Source organism: Kitasatospora sp. NPDC096128, from assembly GCF_040303105.1.
GTDB lineage: Bacteria > Actinomycetota > Actinomycetes > Streptomycetales > Streptomycetaceae > Kitasatospora.
The window spans coordinates 141991-160457 of record NZ_JBEOSP010000016.1 but is presented as its reverse complement, the minus strand read 5'-3'; the positions used below and the strand labels follow the sequence as shown (position 1 = coordinate 160457).

At 74.4% G+C, this 18467-nt stretch carries 13 protein-coding genes, 2 tRNA genes and 1 other RNA gene; 5 read left to right on the top strand and 11 right to left on the bottom strand.

Translation table 11 applies throughout. The features are described from left to right. Nucleotides 1–23: 23 nt before the first annotated feature. Nucleotides 24–97 (top strand) — tRNA-Pro (locus ABTY61_RS19785). A gap of 178 nt (nucleotides 98–275) precedes the next feature. Here the strand turns inward: ABTY61_RS19785 and ABTY61_RS19780 are convergent. Next, nucleotides 276–3059 (bottom strand): ATP-binding protein, encoded by a 2784-nt coding sequence (locus tag ABTY61_RS19780; protein WP_350506299.1) that lies wholly within the window; start codon nucleotides 3057–3059, stop codon nucleotides 276–278. A gap of 177 nt (nucleotides 3060–3236) precedes the next feature. On the opposite strand from ABTY61_RS19780, the gene ABTY61_RS19775 reads away from it, so the two are divergent. From ABTY61_RS19775 to ABTY61_RS19765, 3 genes are all read left to right on the top strand, one after another. Continuing rightward, nucleotides 3237–3614 carry a nuclear transport factor 2 family protein gene (locus tag ABTY61_RS19775; RefSeq protein WP_350506298.1) on the top strand — a complete coding sequence of 126 codons (378 nt, stop codon included), beginning with the start codon at nucleotides 3237–3239 and terminating at the stop codon, nucleotides 3612–3614. Nucleotides 3615–3851: 237 nt separating this feature from the next. Beyond that, nucleotides 3852–5306, top strand: a complete 1455-nt coding sequence (locus ABTY61_RS19770; protein WP_350506297.1) for an MFS transporter — start codon at nucleotides 3852–3854, stop codon at nucleotides 5304–5306. A 159-nt stretch (nucleotides 5307–5465) separates the two neighbouring features. After that, complete coding sequence (locus ABTY61_RS19765) at nucleotides 5466–7316, top strand: S9 family peptidase (protein WP_350506296.1); 1851 nt, start codon at nucleotides 5466–5468, stop codon at nucleotides 7314–7316. 867 nt (nucleotides 7317–8183) lie between these two features. On the opposite strand, the gene ABTY61_RS19760 is transcribed toward ABTY61_RS19765, so the two are convergent. The 10 genes from ABTY61_RS19760 to ffs all read right to left on the bottom strand — a co-directional run bounded on the left by ABTY61_RS19760 (nucleotide 8184) and on the right by ffs (nucleotide 18175). Further along, on the bottom strand, nucleotides 8184–8975 hold the full coding sequence (locus ABTY61_RS19760; protein ID WP_350506295.1) for an SURF1 family protein: 792 nt from the start codon (nucleotides 8973–8975) through the stop codon (nucleotides 8184–8186). 96 nt (nucleotides 8976–9071) lie between these two features. Further along, complete coding sequence (locus ABTY61_RS19755) at nucleotides 9072–10238, bottom strand: hypothetical protein (protein ID WP_350506294.1); 1167 nt, start codon at nucleotides 10236–10238, stop codon at nucleotides 9072–9074. Next, nucleotides 10231–10776, bottom strand: a complete 546-nt coding sequence (locus tag ABTY61_RS19750; RefSeq protein ID WP_350506293.1) for a SigE family RNA polymerase sigma factor — start codon at nucleotides 10774–10776, stop codon at nucleotides 10231–10233. Before ABTY61_RS19750 ends, ABTY61_RS19755 begins: the two co-directional genes overlap by 8 nt. Nucleotides 10777–11049: 273 nt before the next feature. Then, nucleotides 11050–12111 (bottom strand): aspartate-semialdehyde dehydrogenase, encoded by a 1062-nt coding sequence (locus ABTY61_RS19745; protein ID WP_350506292.1) that lies wholly within the window; start codon nucleotides 12109–12111, stop codon nucleotides 11050–11052. A 28-nt stretch (nucleotides 12112–12139) separates the two neighbouring features. Continuing rightward, nucleotides 12140–13420, bottom strand: a complete 1281-nt coding sequence (locus ABTY61_RS19740) for an aspartate kinase (protein ID WP_350506291.1) — start codon at nucleotides 13418–13420, stop codon at nucleotides 12140–12142. Nucleotides 13421–13770: 350 nt separating this feature from the next. Further along, on the bottom strand, nucleotides 13771–14481 hold the full coding sequence (locus ABTY61_RS19735; RefSeq protein ID WP_350506290.1) for a DUF5063 domain-containing protein: 711 nt from the start codon (nucleotides 14479–14481) through the stop codon (nucleotides 13771–13773). Next, on the bottom strand, nucleotides 14474–15073 hold the full coding sequence (recR, locus tag ABTY61_RS19730) for a recombination mediator RecR (RefSeq protein WP_030392621.1): 600 nt from the start codon (nucleotides 15071–15073) through the stop codon (nucleotides 14474–14476). Before recR ends, ABTY61_RS19735 begins: the two co-directional genes overlap by 8 nt. A 232-nt stretch (nucleotides 15074–15305) precedes the next feature. Beyond that, nucleotides 15306–15647: a YbaB/EbfC family nucleoid-associated protein gene (locus ABTY61_RS19725; protein ID WP_188307116.1), complete on the bottom strand. Its 342-nt coding sequence runs from the start codon at nucleotides 15645–15647 to the stop codon at nucleotides 15306–15308. A gap of 144 nt (nucleotides 15648–15791) precedes the next feature. After that, nucleotides 15792–17990: a DNA polymerase III subunit gamma and tau gene (locus tag ABTY61_RS19720; protein ID WP_350506289.1), complete on the bottom strand. Its 2199-nt coding sequence runs from the start codon at nucleotides 17988–17990 to the stop codon at nucleotides 15792–15794. Nucleotides 17991–18078: 88 nt separating this feature from the next. Next, nucleotides 18079–18175, bottom strand: an RNA gene (gene ffs, locus ABTY61_RS19715) — signal recognition particle sRNA small type. A gap of 108 nt (nucleotides 18176–18283) precedes the next feature. Here ffs and ABTY61_RS19710 point away from each other — a divergent pair. Then, nucleotides 18284–18371, top strand: a tRNA-Ser gene (locus ABTY61_RS19710). Nucleotides 18372–18467: the final 96 nt, after the last annotated feature.

Here is an 18467-nt window from a genome sequence, read left to right as displayed (position 1 = left end):
GACGGAGCGACAAACAGAAGGACCGGGGTGTGGCGCAGCTTGGTAGCGCGCTTCGTTCGGGACGAAGAGGCCGTGGGTTCAAATCCCGCCACCCCGACCCAGTACAGAGGGCCCATCGGAGAGATCCGATGGGCCCTCTGGCGTTGTGCGTGACTAACTGAGTGAGCGCAAGCATCCGGTGGACTCACGGCCTTGGCGCCCACGACACCGAGGACTGAACGGCCTGGGGCTCTGCCGAGACGGAATCGGCGGGGCCCCGAGCTGTAGGGGGCCGGTCAGAGGGTGGCGGGGAGGGCGGTGCGGGAGGTGATGCCCAGTTTGGGGTAGGCCTTGTAGAGGTGGTGGGCGATGGTGCGGGGGCTGAGGAAGAGTTGGGCGGCGATGTCGCGGTTGGTGAGGCCCTGGGCGGCGAGGCGGGCGATCTGGAGTTCCTGAGGGGTCAGGGAGTTCGGGAGGGCCGGGGAGGGTTCGGGGTTCGGGACGGGGGTGCCGGTGGCGGAGAGTTCGGTGCGGGCGCGGGTGGACCACGGGTGGGCCGCGAGGCGGTCGAAGGTTTCCAGGGCGGCCGTGAGGTGGGGGCGGGCGTCGGTGCGGCGGCGGGTGCGGCGGAGCCACTCGCCGTAGAGCAGGGCCGTGCGGGCCTGTTCGAAGGGGCGGTGGGTGGTGGCGTGCAGGTCGAGGGCGGCGCGGTAGGCGGTTTCGGCGAGTTCGTCGGGGCCGAGGAGGGCCTGGCAGCGCAGGCGTAGCGCCTCGGCCCAGGGGCGGTCGGCGGCGGCGGTCCAGCGGGCGAAGCGTTCGTAGGCTTCGGCGGCGCGGTCCGGGGTGCCCAGGCGGACGGCGGCCTCGACCAGGTCGGGGACGGCGCGGGTGGCACTGACGTGGTGGCGCTGCGGGCCGGTGGTGAGGGCGTGGAGGCGGTCGGCGGCGCCGGCGGCGCGGCCCTGGCCGAGGTCGAGCAGGGCCAGGGCCCAGTGGGCCCAGGGGCGGCCCGCGGCGGGGGCGGCGGTCTGCGGGCCGGTGGTGGCGAGGGCGGCGGTGGCCAGTTCGGTGCAGCGTTCGGTGCGTCCGTCCAGGGCGGCCAAGTAGGCGAGCAGGGCGCTGAGTTGGCTGACCCACTGGTGCTGGCCGGTGTCCTGGGCGAGGGCGAGGGCCTCGGTGGCGGTGAGTTCGGCGTCGGCGTGGCGGCCGTGGAAGAGCTCGGCTTCGGCGAGGAAGAACTGCAGGGTGGGCATCACCCCGAGGGTGCCCTTGGCGCGGGCTTCGGCGACGAGTTCGCCGCCGAGGTCGACGGTCTCCTCGTCGCGGCCGAGGATGAGGGTGGCGCCGCAGAGTTGGACCAGGTCGGCGGGGCTCTCGGCGCCCGCCCGGCGGGCGGCTTCGACGGCCTCCCGGGCAGGGGGCAGTGCGGCGGCGGGCCGGCCGAGGGCCGGGAGGACGGCGGCGGGCAGGTAGCGGGCGAGCGGGGCGACGGGGTCGTCGTCGGCGAGCGGGAGGGCGGCGAGCCGGTCGAGCACCTCGGCCACCGGCTCCTCCCCCGCGTACCAGGCGGCGTGGAAGGCCTGGAACAGCATCCGGGCGGCGTGGGCGGGCTCGACGGCCTCGGCGGCGGCCGCTTCGTCGGAGCCGAGTGCGAGGGCGGCGTCGAGCAGCAGCCGGTGGGCGGTCGGGTAGGAGCCGCGCCAGAAATGCGCGGTGGCCCGGACGTGGTCCAGCAGGGCGTGCGCGAGGACGCTGTCGGTACGACCGGCGGCCTCGTCGGCGAGTGCCTCGGCGCGCGTCAACTCGCCTTCCTCGGTGGCGGCTTCGGCGGCCAGGACGAGACGGCGGGTGGCGGCGTCGCGGTCGGGGGTGAGCCGGGCGGCGCGTTCGTACGCGGCCGCGCCGCCGTGGCCGCCGCGCCGGCCGGTGCGGACGGCGGTGCGTTCCAGGGCGTCGGCGAGGGCGGCGTCGGGGGCGGTGGCGGCGAGGGCGAGGTGCCAGGTGCGGCGGTCGCCGTCCGGGAGCGCCCCGGCGACGGCCTGGTGGACGGCCAGCCGCTGGTGGTGCGGGGCGCGCTGCAGGATCGCGGAGCGCAGCAGCGGGTGGCGAAAGGCTATCCGACGGTCGGGGGTGACCGTGACCAGGCCGGATTCCTCGGCGGGGGCGAGGTGTTCGGCGCCGACGCCGAGCGCGGCGGCGGCGGGCAGCAGGACGTCCAGTTCGCCGCTCTCCTCGGCGGCGGCTACCAGCAGCAGGGTCTGGGTGGCCGGGGGCAGGCCGGTGACCTGACCGTGGAAGGCGATCAGCAGGCGGCTGGTGAGCGGGAGTCCGCCCGCAGTGTGCGCCTGCGGGCCGGTGGCGACGGGGAGTTCGGTGAGGGCGAGCGGGTTCCCGGCGGCTTCGGCGAGCAGGCGGTCGCGGACGGCGGCGGGCAGGTCGGGTCCGGCCCGTTCGGTCAGCAGCCGGGTGGCGTCGGCTTCGGCGAGGCCGGTCACCCGCACCTCGGGCAGGCCGAGTCGGCGCTCGGTGCGGGCGTCGGGCTCGGTGCGGGCGGCGAGCAGCAGGGCCACCCCTTCGGCCTGGAGGCGGCGGGCGGCGAGCAGCAGGGCGTCCAGGGAGGCCCGGTCCAGCCACTGGACGTCGTCGAGCACGCACAGGAGGGGCTGGTCAGCAGCGAGTTCGGCGAGCAGTCCGAGGGTGGCGAGGCCGACCAGCAGCCGGTCGGCAGGGGCGGTGGCCAGTGCTACGGGCGGTGCCGCGACCGGGTCCACCGGTACGTCGCCGAGGCCGAACGCCGCCTCCAGGGCGCGCCGTTGCGGACCGGGCAGGACGTCCAGCCGGTCCAGGCCGGGGGCCAGCAGCAGGCTCAGCCCGGCGAAGGGCAGTTCGGCCTCGTACTCGACGCCGGACGCCCGGATCACCCGGAAGGCCGTCCCGGCCCGGGCCACGGCGTCGTCCAGCAGGGCGGTCTTGCCGATACCCGCCTCGCCGCGGAGCAGCAGCGCCCCGGCCCCGCCGTCCCGGGCCTGCGCCAACAGGGCGTCCACGGCGGCCTGTTCGTGTTCCCTCCCGAAGAGCATGCCCCGACCCTATCGAGCCGGCCGCCGACACTCCGGCACAACGGCTGCGCAACCGACCGCGAATACCTACGCACCCCCATGCCTATCCGTGACCGATTCGCCCCCGGCGGCCCTTCCCTACCTTTGTGAACAGCGGGAACGACCCGCCAACGGCCCACCGGAACACGGGAGATGACCATGACCGAGATCACCACCGCCGCCCTCCAGCAGCTCGCCGAGCGCTACCTGGCGGTCTGGAACGAGACCGACCCGGCCGCCCGCCGCAAGCTGATCGACGAGGTGTGGGCCGAGGACGGCCGCTACACCGACCCGCTGGCCGCCGTGGCCGGCCGGGACGCGATCGACGCTCTGATCGGCGCGGCCCAGGCCCAGTTCCCGGGGCTGGAGTTCACCCTCGGCCCGGTGGACGCGCACCACGACATCGCCCGGTTCACCTGGAACCTCAGTCCGGCCGGCGCCGAGCCGGTGGTGATCGGCTTCGACGTGCTGGCGGCCACCCCGGAGGGCCGGATCGGCACCGTGCACGGGTTCCTGGACCGCGTGCCGGGCGCCTGAGTCCGGACCGGACGTCCGGACCGGACGGAGGTACGAGCCGGACGGAGGGACGAGCCGGACGGAGGTACGAGCCGGACGGAGGTACGAGCCGGACGGTCGTCCGAGTGCCGGACGGACCGATTCCAGGGGCGCCGCACCCCCACGGCGGCGCCCCGACGGCGGCGCTCCCACAGGGGCGCCCCCACGGCGGCGTCCCGACCCCTGCGGGGGGACGAGCGCGAGAGAGGAGAGCCCGAAATGAGCACCACGCTGAAAGCCCGCACCGAAGCCCCCGTCCCGGCCGCCCCGTCAGTCCCGGCGGCCCCCGCCCCCAGGGGCCTGCTGCCGGTGGTCCTGACCGCCACCTTCATGACCGCCCTGGACACCTTCGTCGTCAATGTCGCCGTCCCCTCCGTCCAGGCCGATCTGGGCGCCGGCCCGGCGGTCGTCCAGTGGGTGATGGCCGGGTTCGGCCTGGCCCTCGCCGCCGGGCTGGTCACCGCCGGCCGGCTCGGCGACCGGTACGGCCGCCGCCGGGTGTTCGCGCTCGGCCTGGCCCTGTTCACCCTCGCCTCGGCGGGCTGCGGTCTCGCCCCCACCGCCGCGGCGCTGGTCGGCGCCCGGGTGGCGCAGGGCCTGGCGGCCGCGCTGATGGGCCCGCAGGTGCTGGCGATCCTGCGGACGGCGTTCAGCGGCGCCGCGCAGGCCCGGGCCTTCGCCCGGTACGGGCTGACGATGGGCGTCGGCGCGGTGTTCGGCCAGCTGATCGGCGGGCTGCTGATCCGCGCGGACGTGCTCGGCCTGGGCTGGCGCAGCTGCTTCCTGATCAACCTGCCGATCGGCCTGGCCGCGCTGGTCGCCGTCCGCCGCTGCCTGCCGGAGTCGCGGGCGCCGCAACGGCCGGGCCTGGACCCGGTCGGGGTGCTGCTGGTGACCGTCGGGCTGACCGCCCTGGTACTGCCGCTGATCCAGGGCCCGAGCCTCGGTTGGCCACTGTGGACGGTGCTCTGCCTGGTCGCCGCAGCCGCCGTGCTGGCCGGGTTCGCCGTCCACCAGCACCGCGTCTCCGGCACCGCTGCCGGCACCGGCACCACCGGCGCCGGCACCCCGCTGGTCGACACCCGACTGTTCCGCAGCCGCGCCTTCGGCACCGGGTTGCTCGCCCAGCTGGTCTTCTGGCTCGGCCAGGCCTCGTTCTTCCTGGTGCTCGCCCTGCACCTGCAACTGGGCCGCGGGCTGGACGCGCTCGGCGCCGGACTGGTGTTCACCGCGATCGGCCTCGGCTACCTGCTGACCTCCAACACCACCCACCGGGTCACCGCACGCCTCGGCGAGCCACGCACGATCACCGTCGGCGGGCTGCTGATGGCCGTCGGGCTGGGCCTGCTCGCGCTCGCCGCCCACACCGCCGCGGACAGCAACGTCTGGTGGCTGGCGCCCGGGCTGTTCGTGGACGGCCTCGGCATGGGCCTGGTGATCGCACCGGTCACCACCGTCGCCCTGGCGGCCGTCGAGCCGCAACTGGCCGGTGCGGCAGCCGGGGTGGTGGCCACCGTGCAGCAGGTCGGCGGCGCCGTCGGGATCGCCCTGATCGGCCTGGTCTACTACGGCGCCGGCGGCCCGACCACGGCCTTCGTCCGCAGCGTGGCGGTGCTGGCGGTGCTGGAGCTGGTGCTGGTGGGCCTGGTCCGACTGGTGCCGCGCCGTTCGTGAACGCCGCAGGGACAGCGCGGTAACAGCTCAGGGACGCGGCCGGCTGGAACCGCAGGAACACCGCGGGAGTGCCGCGGGAGGACCGCCGGACCACGGGCGGGCGGGGTGAACCCCGCCCGCCCGTTCCGTTCCCTCCCCCCGATCGGGTTGGATGGTCGGATGAGCGAGGAGAAGAGCGCCGTACCGGCGTGGGAGCAGCGGTTCAGGGCGGCCCGGGTGTCGCTGCCCGACTGGGCCGAGGACGCCCCCGACCGGGCGCTGTACGTGTCCAACGCGACCGGCACCTACGAGGTCTACGCCTGGGACCGCGCCACCGGCACCCACCGCCGGGTCACCGACCGGCCGAACGGCACCACCGACGCCGAGCTGTCCCCGGACGGGGACTGGGTCTGGTGGTTCGACGACCACGACGGCGACGAGTTCGGCGTCTGGCGCCGCCAGCCCTTCGCCGGCGGTCCGGACGAGGAGGCCGTGCCCGGCCTCGCCCCCTCCTACTCGGCCGGTCTGGCCCTGGGCCGCGACGGCACGGTGGTCGTCGGCCGTTCCACCGACGAGGACGGCACCACCCTGCACCTGCGCCGCCCGGGCGCGGCCGAGCCGGTCGAGATCTACCGGCACGAGGAGTACGGCGGCATCGGCGACCTCAGCCACGACGCCACCCTGCTCGCCATCGACCACACCGAGCACGGCGACGCGATGCACTCCGCCCTCCGGGTGGTCCGGCTGACCGGCGACGGTGTCGAGACCGTCGCCGAGCTGGACGAGGTCACCGGCCGGGACGAGCCGCGCGGCGTCGCCTGCCTGGGCTTCGCCCCGGTCGAGGGCGACACCCGGATGCTGGTCGCCCACCAGCGCACCGGCCGCTGGGAGCCGATGATCTGGGACGTCGCCACCGGCGCCGAGACCGCCCTCCCGCTGCGCGACGAGCAGGGCCGCGAACTGCCCGGCGACGTCTCCGCGCAGTGGCGCCCCGGCGCCCGGGCGCTGCTGGTCGAGCACGAGTACGAGGCGCGCAGCGAGCTGTTCACGTACGAGCTCGCGACCGGCCGGCTGACCCGCCTGGAGACCCCGCGCGGCACTGTCGGCGGCGCCACCGCCCGCCCGGACGGCACCGTCGAGTACCTGTGGTCCTCGGCCGCCGAGCCCTCCGCCGTCCGCTCCACCGCCGGTGCGGTCGTGCTGCGGGCGCCCGGGCCGGTGCCGCCCGGCTCCGTCCCGGTCGAGGACGTCTGGGTGGACGGCCCCGGCGGACGGGTGCACGCCCTGGTGCAGCGCCCGACGACGGCCGGCCCCGGCCCGTACCCGACGGTCTTCGAGGTCCACGGCGGCCCGACCCACCACGACAGCGACTCCTTCGCGGCCGGACCGGCCGCCTGGCTGGACCACGGCTTCGCGGTGGTCCGGGTCAACTACCGCGGCTCGACCGGCTACGGCCAGGCCTGGACGGACGCGCTGCACGAGCGGGTCGGCCTGATCGAGCTGGAGGACATCGCGGCCGTCCGGGAGTGGGCCGTCGCCAGCGGCCTCGCCGACCCGCGGCGACTGGTGCTCACCGGCGGCAGCTGGGGCGGCTACCTGACCCTGCTCGGCCTGGGCGTGCAGCCCGACAGCTGGGCGCTGGGCGTCGCCGCCGTACCGGTCGCGGACTACCACACCGCGTACGCCGACGAGATGGAGGCGCTGAAGTCGCTCGACCGCACGCTCTTCGGCGGCACCCCCGAGGAGGTGCCGGAGCGCTTCACGGCCTCCTCACCGCTGACCTACGTGGAGCAGGTGCGGGTGCCGGTGTACATCAGCGCCGGGGTCAACGACCCGCGCTGCCCGATCCGGCAGATCGAGAACTACGTCGAGCGCCTGGAGCAGCTCGACAAGCCGCACGAGGTGTACCGGTACGACGCCGGGCACGGCTCGCTGGTGGTGGAGGAACGGATCCGGCAGCTGCGGCTGGAGATCGACTTCGTCCGTCGGCACCTCGGGGTTCCGGGCGACAGCACCGGAGGGGCTGGGTGAGACGTCCGCTGACGCTCGCGGGGGCGGCACTGGCCGGGGCGCTGGTGCTCAGCGGCTGCTCGGGCTCGCACAGCGCCGAGGCGGCCTGCCCGCCCCCGGCCCCGGCTCCGGCCGTGCCGGGGGCGGGCAGCCCGTCGGCGGCCGTGCCGACGGCCGGGGTTCCGACGGCGACCGCTCCGGCCGCGGCTTCACCGGCGCCGCCCGCGCCCACCAAGTCGGCCACCCGGGCGAGCGCACCGGGGGCCGGGACCGGGTCTGCGGCCGGGTCTGCGGCCGGATCAGCCCCCGGATCGGGGGTCCTCCGGGCCTCCTACGCGCCGGGCTCGAAGGAGGACACGGCAGAGCGCGGCGGGTCCGGCGGGTCGCACGGGTCCAGCGGGTCCAGCGGGTCCAAGGGCTCGGGTTCCAAGGGCTCGTCCGGCTCCAACGGTTCGAAGGGCGGCGGTCACACCACGCACCACCACATCGACTACTACGGCTCGAACAACGGGTCGGCCGGCCACGGCCACTGCCGCGGCGGGAGCGTGCCGGTGCACGAGGACACCGCGACGCCGTTCGGCAGCGGAGGCGACTGGTCGACCCCTTCGGGCACCCCGGCCAGCCAGACTCCGACCGGCCACTCCCCGGCCTCACCGGCACCGGCCGCACCGGCACCAGCCACACCGGCACCAGCCACACCGGCACCAGCCACACCGGCACCAGCCACACCGGCACCGGCCGCACCGCTCAAGCCGACCCCGACTCCGACCCCGCCGCCCACGCCCGGTAAGCCGACCCGCTGACCGACCGGACCACCGACCGGCCCACCGACCGACCGACCGGCCCACCGACCGGCCCACCGACCGGCCCGCCGACCGACCGACCGGCTCAGTCCAGGACCGGGTCCAACCCGAGGGCCCGGTCCTGCTCCGCCTCCGCCTCCCGGCGTACCAGACGGAACCACATGAAGACCACGAAGCCGCCGAAGACGAACCACTCCAGGGTGTAGCCCAGGTTCTGGAAGGCCCGCAGGGTGAGCCCGTCCCCGCCCTGCGGCTGCACGGTCGGCACGGCGGTCAGCCCGGCGGGCACCTGGTCGGCGGACACCCAGCCGTCGTACCAGCCGTCGTACTCCAGCACGTTCAGCAGCGAGGCCCGGTTGATCATGCCGAGCTGTCCGGCGGGCAGGCCGCCCGCGACCGCGCCGTTGCTGCCCACCGACTCGTTGGCCTGCAGCCGCCCGGTGACCGTCACCGGCCCACTGGGAGCCGCCTCGGCCGCGGGGAGGGTTCCGGACGGGTTGCCGGGCGCCCAGCCCCGCACCACGGCAACGGCGTGTCCGTCGGCGGTGCGCAGCGGGGTGAGCACGTAGTAGCCCTGCTTGCCGTCCAACACCCGGTTGGGGACGAGGAGTTGGTGCTCCGTGTCGTAGTCCCCGGTGACCGTGACGGGCTTGCCGACAGTCTCCGTGGTCACCTGCGGGGAGGTCGGGCCGAGCAGCGCGTCGATCGGGCGGGCTTCACCCGAAGCGGTGAGCGACTGCTTGGTCTCCTGGTGGGTGGAGACGCGGTCCTCGAACCGGCCGAGCTGCCAGGAACCCAGCCATACGCACACCGCCACGGCGGCCACGGCCAGGGCGGTGCCGCCCAGCCAGCGCGGAGTCAGGAGGAACCGGTACACACCCCCCACGGTAACCACTCCTCACACCCCGCCGGACCGCAGGGTCCGGCACGGCCCGTCGGCGGACGGGACGCCGGCCGCGGCGCCGCCGCCCGGTCACCCGGCCGCGGGCGTCCCCGAGGGCTGGACCGCCGACCCGCCCGACGACTGCACCCCGCCCCGGTAGAGCGTCCCCCCGCACCCGACCGGCAGCGAGGCCGTGGCGGCCGCCGGGCTGCCGGGGGCGGGGGTGTGGGCGATGGTGGCGGTGGGCGGCACGCCGGTGGGGTTGCCGCTCGGGGTGGCGGTCGGGCTCGGTGCCGGGGTGGGCCCGGAGGTGGGCGAGGAGCTGGCCTGCGGGTTGGAGCTCGGCGCCGCGGAGGCACCGGTGCCGGAGGCCGGGGCGGCGTCGGAGGCGCCGGCCGGGGCCCGGGTGGTCAGGGACGCCTGGTTGGCGCCGGCGGTCGGCGCGGGGCTGGCACCGCCGGAGGAGCCGCAGACCTGGTCCGGGATCCACGCGAACGGCACCTTGTACCCGGCCAGCGGGGCGAGCACCGGCGGTTCGGTGTCCATCGCGGGCAGGTTGCCGGCCGGGTCGCCCGGGGCGTGGTCGGCGGAGCGGACCTTGCTGCGGTCGGTGCCGTTGACGCCGGTGACGGCCACCGCGCCCGGACCGCCGAGACGGCAGCTGCGGCCGGAGACGTTGTACACCGTGAAGGAGCCGTAGATCCGGCCCTGGGCGTCCGCCGAGCCGACCTGGGCGCTGCCCTGGCCGAGGTCCGTCCGGGTGCACAGAGGAACGAGACCGCCGTCTCCGGTGCCGAGGGCCCCGGTGGGGGTGGCGGTGCCGGGGCGGGTGGCGTCCGCGCCGGGGCTCGGCGAGGCACTGCCGGAGCCCGTCGGGGGCGCGCTGCCCGCGCCGCCGGGGCCGGGGTGCGAGCCCGAGCCGGTGGCGCCGCCGCCGATCGCGCTGCCGGAGGGTGCCGCGAGGGTCGCGCCGTTGGCCTCGGCCGAGCCGGGCCCGCCGGACAGTCCGAGGCGGTCGCCCTCGTGCAGGACCGGCAGGGCGATCGCGACCGCCAGGGCCAGCGCCGCCGCGCCCGTCCAGGCCCCGCGCCGGGCGGCCCGCCGCCGGGGTACGGCCTGCCGGATCCGCGGCAGGGCCCCGATTCCGGGCTGGATCCGGTCCACCGCGTGGTGCATGAGCTCGCGCAGCGCCCGTTCCTCGGAGGAGAGGTCCGGGACGTCGTCGTCCCCGGGCCGCTGCCGGGCCGCGTCAGCCATGTCCGGCCTCCATCTGGACCCGGAGGGCGGCGAGTCCGCGCGAGCCGTACGCCTTCACCGAACCGAGTGAGATGCCCAGGGTCTCGGCCACCTGCGCCTCCGTCATGTCCACGAAGTAACGCAGCACCAGAACCTCCCGCTGACGCCGTTGCAGACCCTTCAACGCGGCCTTCAACTGGTCGCGCTCCAGGGCATCGTAGGCACCTTCTTCTGCACTGGCCATGTCAGGCATCGGCTTGGGCAGCAGTCGCAGGCCGAGGATCCGGCGGCGCAGCGTGGAGCGCGAGAGGTTGACCACCGTCTGCCGCAGGTAGGCCAGGGTCTTCTCGGGTTCGCGCACCCGGCGCCGGGCGGCGTGCACCCGGATGAAGGCCTCCTGCACGACGTCCTCACAGGTGGAGAGGTCGTCCAGGAGCAGCGCGGCAAGGCGCAGCAGTGAGCGGTAGTGCGCCTGGTAGGTCTCGGTGAGCAGGTCCTCGCTGGTACCCGCGTCGGTACCGGCACCGGAGTCCGCCGCACCGGGTGCGGCCGCCGTCATCTGGTCGTCTTCCGGCCTACTCGAAGACCACGGGGAACGCACCGGGAAGGCCGTCACGGCTCTCGCCCCGACGCCCGCCCTTGCCCCCACCATCACGTTCGCCACGCCCGTTGGACACTCGATCCCCTGTCATGGTTGCCCAGCCCGGGGGCCATTCTTCCGCATCGGCGGAAGAGGCCTCCAGGGGATTCCCGCGGGATTCCGGACAGATTGTGTCGAGGAGCGGACACAGGTCCGGACAACAAGGGGCACAAGGGACCCTCTTGCCCCGCCCTACTCCTGCCCGGCCGTCAGCTCACCGGCCACCAGCTCGGCGATCTGCAGCAGGTTGAGCGCGGCCCCCTTGCGCAGGTTGTCGCCGCACAGGAAGAGGTCGAGCGCGTCCGGCTCGTCCAGCGCCCGGCGCACCCGCCCGACCCAGACCGGGTCGGTGCCGACCGCGTCGTTCGGGGTGGGGAACTCCCCGGCCGCCGGGTCGTCGTAGAGGACCACGCCGGGCGTCTCGCGCAGGATGTCCTGCGCGTGCTCCTGGCTGACCTCGCGTTCGAAGCGGGCGTGCACGGCGAGCGCGTGGGTGCGGACCACGGGGATGCGCACGCAGGTCGCGGAGACCCGCAGGGCGGGCAGGCCGAGGACCTTACGGGCCTCGTCGCGCAGGCCGAGCTCCTGGGCGGACCAGCCGCCGTCCCGCAGACCGCCGGTCCAGGGCACGGCGTTGAGGGCGAGCGGGGCCGCGAACGGCCCCTCGTCGGCGATCACCGCGCGCAGGTCGCCGGTCTGCCGGCCGACCTCGGTGCCGGCCACCAGGGCGGTCTGCTCGCGCAGCGCCGCCGTGCCCGCCCGGCCCTCGCCGCTGGCGGCCTGGTAGGTGGCGACCACCAACTGCTCCAGCCCGTACTCGGCGTGCAGCGCGCCGACCGCCGTGACCAGCGCCAGCGTGGGGCCGGCCGGACTGGCCACGATCCCGCGCGGACGGATCCGCAGCGCGGACGCGTTCACCTCGGGGACGACCAGCGGCACGTCCCCGGCGGTGCGGAAGGCCGCCGAGTCGTCGACCACCACCACGCCCTTGGCCGCCGCGATCGGCGCCCACTGGGCGGAGACCTGGTCGGGGACGGCGAACACGGCGACGTCGATCCCGACGAAGGCCTCCTCGGCCAGCGGGACCACCTCGACCGGCACCCCGCGCACGACCGGCGTACGGCCGGCCGAGCGCGGGGAGGCGACGAGTCGGACCTCGCCCCAGACGTCCTGACGGAGCGAGAGCAGGCCGAGCAGCACCTCGCCGACCGCGCCGGTGGCGCCGACGACGGCGAGGTTCGGACGCCGGGTCACCTGCCCGTGCCCCCGCCCGGCTCCCGGGTCATCGACCGGTGCCGCCGTAGACGACGGCCTCGTCGCTCTCGCTGTCCAGCCCGAAGGCGCTGTGCACGGCGCGGACCGCCTCCGGCACGTCGTCGGCGCGGGTGACCACCGAGATCCGGATCTCCGAGGTGGAGATCAGCTCGATGTTGACGCCCGCGGCGGAGAGCGCCTCGAAGAAGGTCGCGGTGACGCCCGGGTTGGAACGCATGCCGGCGCCGACCAGCGAGATCTTGCCGATCGCGTCGTCATAGCGCAGCGACTCGTAGCCGATGCCCTCCTTGACCCGGCCGAGCGCGTCGATGGCCTTCTGGCCCTCGGTCTTCGGCAGGGTGAAGGAGATGTCGGTCAGTCCGGTCGACGCGGCGGAGACGTTCTGCACCACCATGTCGATGTTGACCTCGGCGTCGGCGATGGCGCGGAAGATCCGCGCCGCCTCGCCCGGCTTGTCGGGCACGCCGACGACCGTGACCTTGGCTTCGGAGGTGTCGTGGGCGACCCCGGAGATGATGGCCTGCTCCATCTCGCCCCCTTCGGGCTTGTTCGGGTTGTCGTTGCTGACGATCGTCCCGGGAAGACCCGAGAAGGACGAGCGTACGTGAATCGGGATGTTGTAGCGCCGCGCGTACTCGACACAGCGGTCGAGCAGCACCTTGGAACCGGACGAGGCCAGCTCCAGCATGTCCTCGTACGCGATCCAGTCGATCTTGCGCGCCTTCTTCACCACGCGCGGGTCGGCGGTGAACACGCCGTCCACGTCGGTGTAGATCTCGCAGACCTCGGCCCTGAGCGCGGCGGCCAGCGCGACGGCGGTGGTGTCCGAACCGCCGCGGCCCAGCGTGGTGATGTCCTTGCTGCTCTGGGACACGCCCTGGAAGCCGGCCACGATCGCGATGTTGCCCTCGTCCAGGGCGGTGCGGATGCGACCCGGCGTCACGTCGATGATGCGCGCCTTGTTGTGGACGGAGTCCGTGATGACGCCGGCCTGACTCCCCGTGAAGGACTGGGCCTCGTGACCCAGGGATTTGATCGCCATGGCCAGCAGCGCCATGGAGATGCGCTCTCCAGCGGTCAGCAGCATGTCGAACTCACGGCCGGCAGGAAGCGGTGACACCTGCTCCGCGAGTTCGATGAGCTCGTCCGTCGTGTCGCCCATCGCGGACACCACGACGACGACCTCATGGCCGGCCTTCTTGGCGTCAACGATTCGGCGGGCAACGCGCTTGATGCCTGCGGCATCCGCAACGGATGAGCCGCCGTACTTCTGCACGACAAGGCCCACGTGCGCTCCTCGACTAGTGTCGTTTTCCGGGGGCGACAGGCCCCCGTACCCCCCGGTGGAAAGGGGGGTGCGGTCCGCGCCAGTCTACCGAGCAGGGGTGCTCCGACCGGCGCCTTCCATATGATGAGACGGCTGTTTCAGCACGTGGGCGGCGGTGCGGGCGGTGGCACCGGCAGGTCTGCGGGGCATCGGGCGCCGTTCCGAAGAATCCTCGGACGAATGCCGGGCGCCTCGGCCGGATTTCTCTTCCGGCGGGATTGCTGAGGCATTCGTCACAATTGCCGGCGGCCGAGGCCGGGCTTATCGGCCGAGGCCGAGGCCGGGCTTATCGGCCGAGGCCGAACCCCGGCTTAGCGGCCGAGGCCGAGCTCAGCCGCCATCAGGTCGCCCGCCTGCTGCTCCAGCTGCTCGTCGGTGAGCCCGTCGTCGTCGGTGTCCGCGCCGTCCGGCGCCGCACCGATCGGGCTGTCCAGCCGGACGTGGGCGATCAGCGACTGCAGCGCCCGCAGCACCGCCGTGCAGGTCGTGCCCCAGTTGGAGAGGTACGAGAACTGCCACCACCACAGCGCCTCGCTGACCCGGCCCTCGCGGTAGTGGGTCAGGCCGTGCTGGAGCTCGCTGACCACGCCGGCCAGGTCGTCCGAGATCCGGAAGGCGTTCGGCTTCTCCGGCGGGCCGTACGGGTCGAAGACCTCGTGGTAGACGTCGATCGGCGCGAGCAGCCCGGCGAGGCGCTCGCGCAGCTGCTCGCCGTCCGGCTCCGGCCCCGCGTCGGGCTCGAAGCGGTCCTCCGGGACGACGTCCTCGATGGCGCCCAGCCGGCCGCCGGCCAGCAGCAGCTGCGAGACCTCCAGGAGCAGCAGCGAGACCGCGCTGCCCGGTTCGTCGCCTTTGGCGACCTCGGTGACGGCGAGCACGAAGCTCTCCACCGAGTCGGCGATCTGCACGGCGAAGTCGTCCGGCTCGGAGCCGTGGCCGTGGGTGTGCGGGGCGAGCGCCCCGGGCTCCGGCTGGGGCTGCGGGTCGCCGTGGGGCTGCTGGTTGATCGTCCGGTCAGACATCGAGCAGTCGTCTCCCTTCGAAGGCGCGGCCGAGGGTGACTTCGTCCGCGTACTCCAGGTCCCCGCCGACGGGCAGTCCGCTCGCCAGCCGGGTCACCTTCAGGCCCATCGGCTTGCAGAGCCGGGCCAGGTAGGTGGCGGTCGCCTCCCCCTCCAGGTTGGGGTCGGTGGCCAGGATCAGCTCGGTGACCGTGCCGTCCGCGAGGCGGGCGAGCAGCTCGCGGATGCGCAGGTCGTCCGGGCCGACGCCCTCGATGGGGCTGATCGCGCCGCCCAGCACGTGGTAGCGGCCGCGGAACTCGCGGGTGCGCTCGATGGCGACGACGTCCTTGGGCTCCTCGACCACGCAGATGACGGCGAGGTCGCGCCGCGGGTCCAGGCAGACCCGGCACTGCTCGGCCTCCGCGACATTGCCGCAGACCGCGCAGAAGCGGACCTTGTCCTTGACCTCCAGCAGCGCGTGCGCGAGGCGGCGCACGTCGACCGGGTCGGCCTGCAGCACGTGGAAGGCGATCCGCTGGGCGCTCTTGGGCCCGACGCCGGGCAGCCTGCCCAGTTCGTCGATCAGGTCCTGAACCACGCCCTCGTACAACGTCGCGCCTTCCCTCGGATGGTCCGGTGGTGCTCCTGGTCGGAGGTGCTCCGGTGCCATCATCCAACGAATCGGGCGTCGGACACACCGCCCGACGCCCGACTCCCACAGAATTCACATGCTTCCAAGGTCTGAAGTCCAGACCTTGGCACTCCACGGCATGGCCCCGGACCTGGGCCTTTCCGGCCCGAACCGGGTACTGGCCGAACCGGGTACCGGACCGGGCCGGGTACTAGAAGGGCAGGCCGGGGATGCCGCCGCCGCCCAGGCCCTGGGTCAGCGGGCCCATCCGCTCGGCCTGCATCTTCTGGGCCGCCTGGTTGGCGTCCCGCACCGCGGCCAGGATCAGGTCCGCCAGGGTCTCGGTGTCCTCCGGGTCGACGGCGGCCGGGGCGATGGTCAGCGCCACCAGCTCACCCGAACCCGTCACCGTGGCCTCGACCAGGCCGCCGCCCGCCGTGCCGTTCACCTTCGCCTCGGCCAGCTCCTGCTGGGCCTTCGCGAGCTCCTCCTGCATCTTCTGCGCCTGCTTGAGCAGCTGCTGCATGTTGGGCTGACCACCACCGGGGAACACGGCTCACTCCTTGCTGTCACGCGGTTCTTCGTTCGTCACCGTTGAGCCTACGGGCCCCGGGCGGATGCTGTGGCCCCCTGCTGTGGACCACTGCTGTACCCCCCCTGTGCGGACCGCTGCCGTGGCCCCGCTGCCGGGGAGCGCTCAGTTGCCGCGGTGGTGGATCTCCTCCAGCACCGTGGCGCCCAGCTCGCGGATGATCAGCTCCTGGCCGGAGAACGCCTCCTCGTTGAGGTCCGGGTCGTCCTCCTCCGGGATGTCGTCCTCCGGGGCCACCGACTGCACCGGGCGGGCCGGGGGCGCCGCCACGGGCGGCGGGGCCTGCACCGTCGCGGGCGCCTGCACGCGCGGCTGGGGCGGCGACTGGACCGGGGCCGGTGCCTGCATCTGCGGCGGGGGCTGCACCGGGGCGGGGGCGGCCATCGGCGGCGCGGCGGCCGCCGGACGGGCCGGGGCACCCCAGCCGCCGCCGGCCGGGGCGGCCGCGGCCGGAGCCGCGCCCACGCCACCGGACGGGTCGACGATGCACTCGATCCGCCAGTCCACGCCCAGCGCGTCGGACAGCGCCTGGCGCAGCACGTCGTCGCTGTTGCTGCCGACGAAGCTGTCCCGGGCGCCCGCGTTGATGAACGAGACCTGGAGCGTGCTGCCGTCGAACCCGGCCACCTGGCCGTTCTGGCTGAGCAGGATCCAGGTGAAGCGGCGGCGGTTCTTCACCGCCTCCAGGATCTGCGGCCACAGCTGCCGGACCTGCCCGGCGCCCTGCTGCGCGGCCGCGGACGGCTGGCCGCCGGGCGCGGCCGCGGGGGCCGGGCTCGGGGTCGGGGCCGGCTGGACCGGGGTCGGCGCGGGCTGCGGGGCGGTCTGCGGCTGCGGTACGGGGGTGGCGGGGGCAGCGGCGGGGGCCGGTGCGCCGCCGGCGGGCGGGAAGCTGCGCGCGATCGGCCAGGCGCCCGGGGCGGGCCCGGCCGGGGCCGGGGACTGCACGGGGGCGGGGGCTGGGGCCGCCGCGACCGGCGCGGCGGCGGGTGCCGGCGCCGGGGCGGGTGCGGGCACCTCCACCGGCGGGGCCGTCTGGGGGACCGCCGGAGCCGTCATCGCCGCGGCCATCGGGGCGGCCGTCGGGGCGGCCATCACCGGGGCGGCCATCGGGGCCATCCCGGCCGGAGCGGCGAACCCGCCCGCCGCCGCCCGGCGCTCCAACTTGTCCAACCGCGCCTGCAGCGACAACTCGTCGCTGTACGCGCCCGGCAGCATCACCCGGGCGCAGATCAGCTCCAGCTGGAGCCGCGGCGCCGCGTTGCCGCGCATCTCGGTCAGCCCGGTGTTGACGATGTCGGCGGCCCGGCTCAGCTCGGCCGACCCGAAGGCGTCCGCCTGGGCCTGCATCACCGCGACCCGGTCCGCCGGGGCGTCGATCAGTCCCTTCTCCCCCGCCTCCGGCACGGTGGCGAGGATCACCAGGTCGCGCAGCCGCTCCAGCAGGTCGGTGACGAAGCGGCGCGGGTCGTGACCGCCCTCGACCACCCGGTCGATCACCTGGAACACCGTCGCCCCGTCCTGCGCGGCGAAGGCGTCCACCACCTCGTCCAACAGCGCCGAATCGGTGTACCCGAGCAGCGACGTCGCCATCTGGTACGTCACGCCGCCCTCGGCGGCACCGGCCAGCAGCTGGTCCATGACCGACATCGAGTCACGCACCGAGCCCGCGCCGGCCCGTACGACCAGCGGGAACACCGGGTCCTCGACCTGGATACCCTCGCGGCCGCAGACCTCCGCCAGGTAGTCGCGCAGCGTGCCGGGCGGGACCAGCCGGAACGGGTAGTGGTGGGTGCGGGACCGGATCGTCCCGATCACCTTCTCCGGCTCGGTGGTCGCGAAGATGAACTTGAGGTGCTCCGGCGGCTCCTCGACCACCTTGAGCAGCGCGTTGAACCCGGCCGAGGTCACCATGTGCGCCTCGTCCAGGATGAAGATCTTGTACCGGCTGTGCACCGGCGCGAAGAAGGCCCGCTCGCGCAGCTCGCGCGCGTCGTCCACACCACCGTGCGAGGCGGCGTCGATCTCGATCACGTCGATCGAGCCGGGACCGCCGGTCGCGAGGTCCCGGCAGGACTGGCACTCCCCGCAGGGCGTCGGCGTCGGCCCCTGTTCGCAGTTGAGGCAACGGGCCAGGATGCGCGCGCTCGTCGTCTTGCCACAGCCGCGTGGCCCGCTGAACAGGTACGCGTGGTTGACCCTGTTGTTGCGCAGGGCCTGCTGGAGCGGGGCGGTCACGTGCTCCTGCCCGATGACCTCCGCGAAGGTCTCGGGGCGGTAGCGGCGGTACAGGGCTAGGGACACACCACCGACGATATCGGGACGGACGGACAAACGCGTCGCCCCTTCACTCCGGGCCCCGCTATCCCCAAGGCCCGCACGGCCCCGGGAACGCAAAGACCCCTCGTGCACCCGCCAGAGCCCTCCTACCCTTGCTGCCTTCCGGCCCTGGGGGGGTTCAGAGAGATGACGCCACACGAGGGGCTGACCCCCACAGTACCGGATCCCGGCCCCGACGATCCACAGGCCACCCCCGCCCCTCGGCCTGCGGGATAGCTGGTCGCGAGCACCCCGAAACATGTACTAAGCTCTCCCACGGAGGATTCGCCTAGAGGCCTAGGGCGCACGCTTGGAAAGCGTGTTGGGGGCAACCCCTCACGAGTTCGAATCTCGTATCCTCCGCCATGGCTCACCAGCCATAACGAAGGCCCCGACCGCTCTGCGGTCGGGGCCTTCGTCGTTCCGTGGTCTCAGTTTTGGTCTCAGTCGCCGATTACCTAC

Coding starts and splice junctions, on each gene's coding strand:
- ABTY61_RS19780 (WP_350506299.1), bottom strand. CDS start 3,059: ATGCTCTTCGGGAGGGAACACGAACAGGCCGCCGTGGACGCCCTGTTG.
- ABTY61_RS19750 (WP_350506293.1), bottom strand. CDS start 10,776: ATGACGGCGGCCGCACCCGGTGCGGCGGACTCCGGTGCCGGTACCGAC.
- ABTY61_RS19775 (WP_350506298.1), top strand. CDS start 3,237: ATGACCGAGATCACCACCGCCGCCCTCCAGCAGCTCGCCGAGCGCTAC.
- ABTY61_RS19755 (WP_350506294.1), bottom strand. CDS start 10,238: ATGGCTGACGCGGCCCGGCAGCGGCCCGGGGACGACGACGTCCCGGAC.
- ABTY61_RS19765 (WP_350506296.1), top strand. CDS start 5,466: ATGAGCGAGGAGAAGAGCGCCGTACCGGCGTGGGAGCAGCGGTTCAGG.
- ABTY61_RS19735 (WP_350506290.1), bottom strand. CDS start 14,481: ATGTCTGACCGGACGATCAACCAGCAGCCCCACGGCGACCCGCAGCCC.
- ABTY61_RS19770 (WP_350506297.1), top strand. CDS start 3,852: ATGAGCACCACGCTGAAAGCCCGCACCGAAGCCCCCGTCCCGGCCGCC.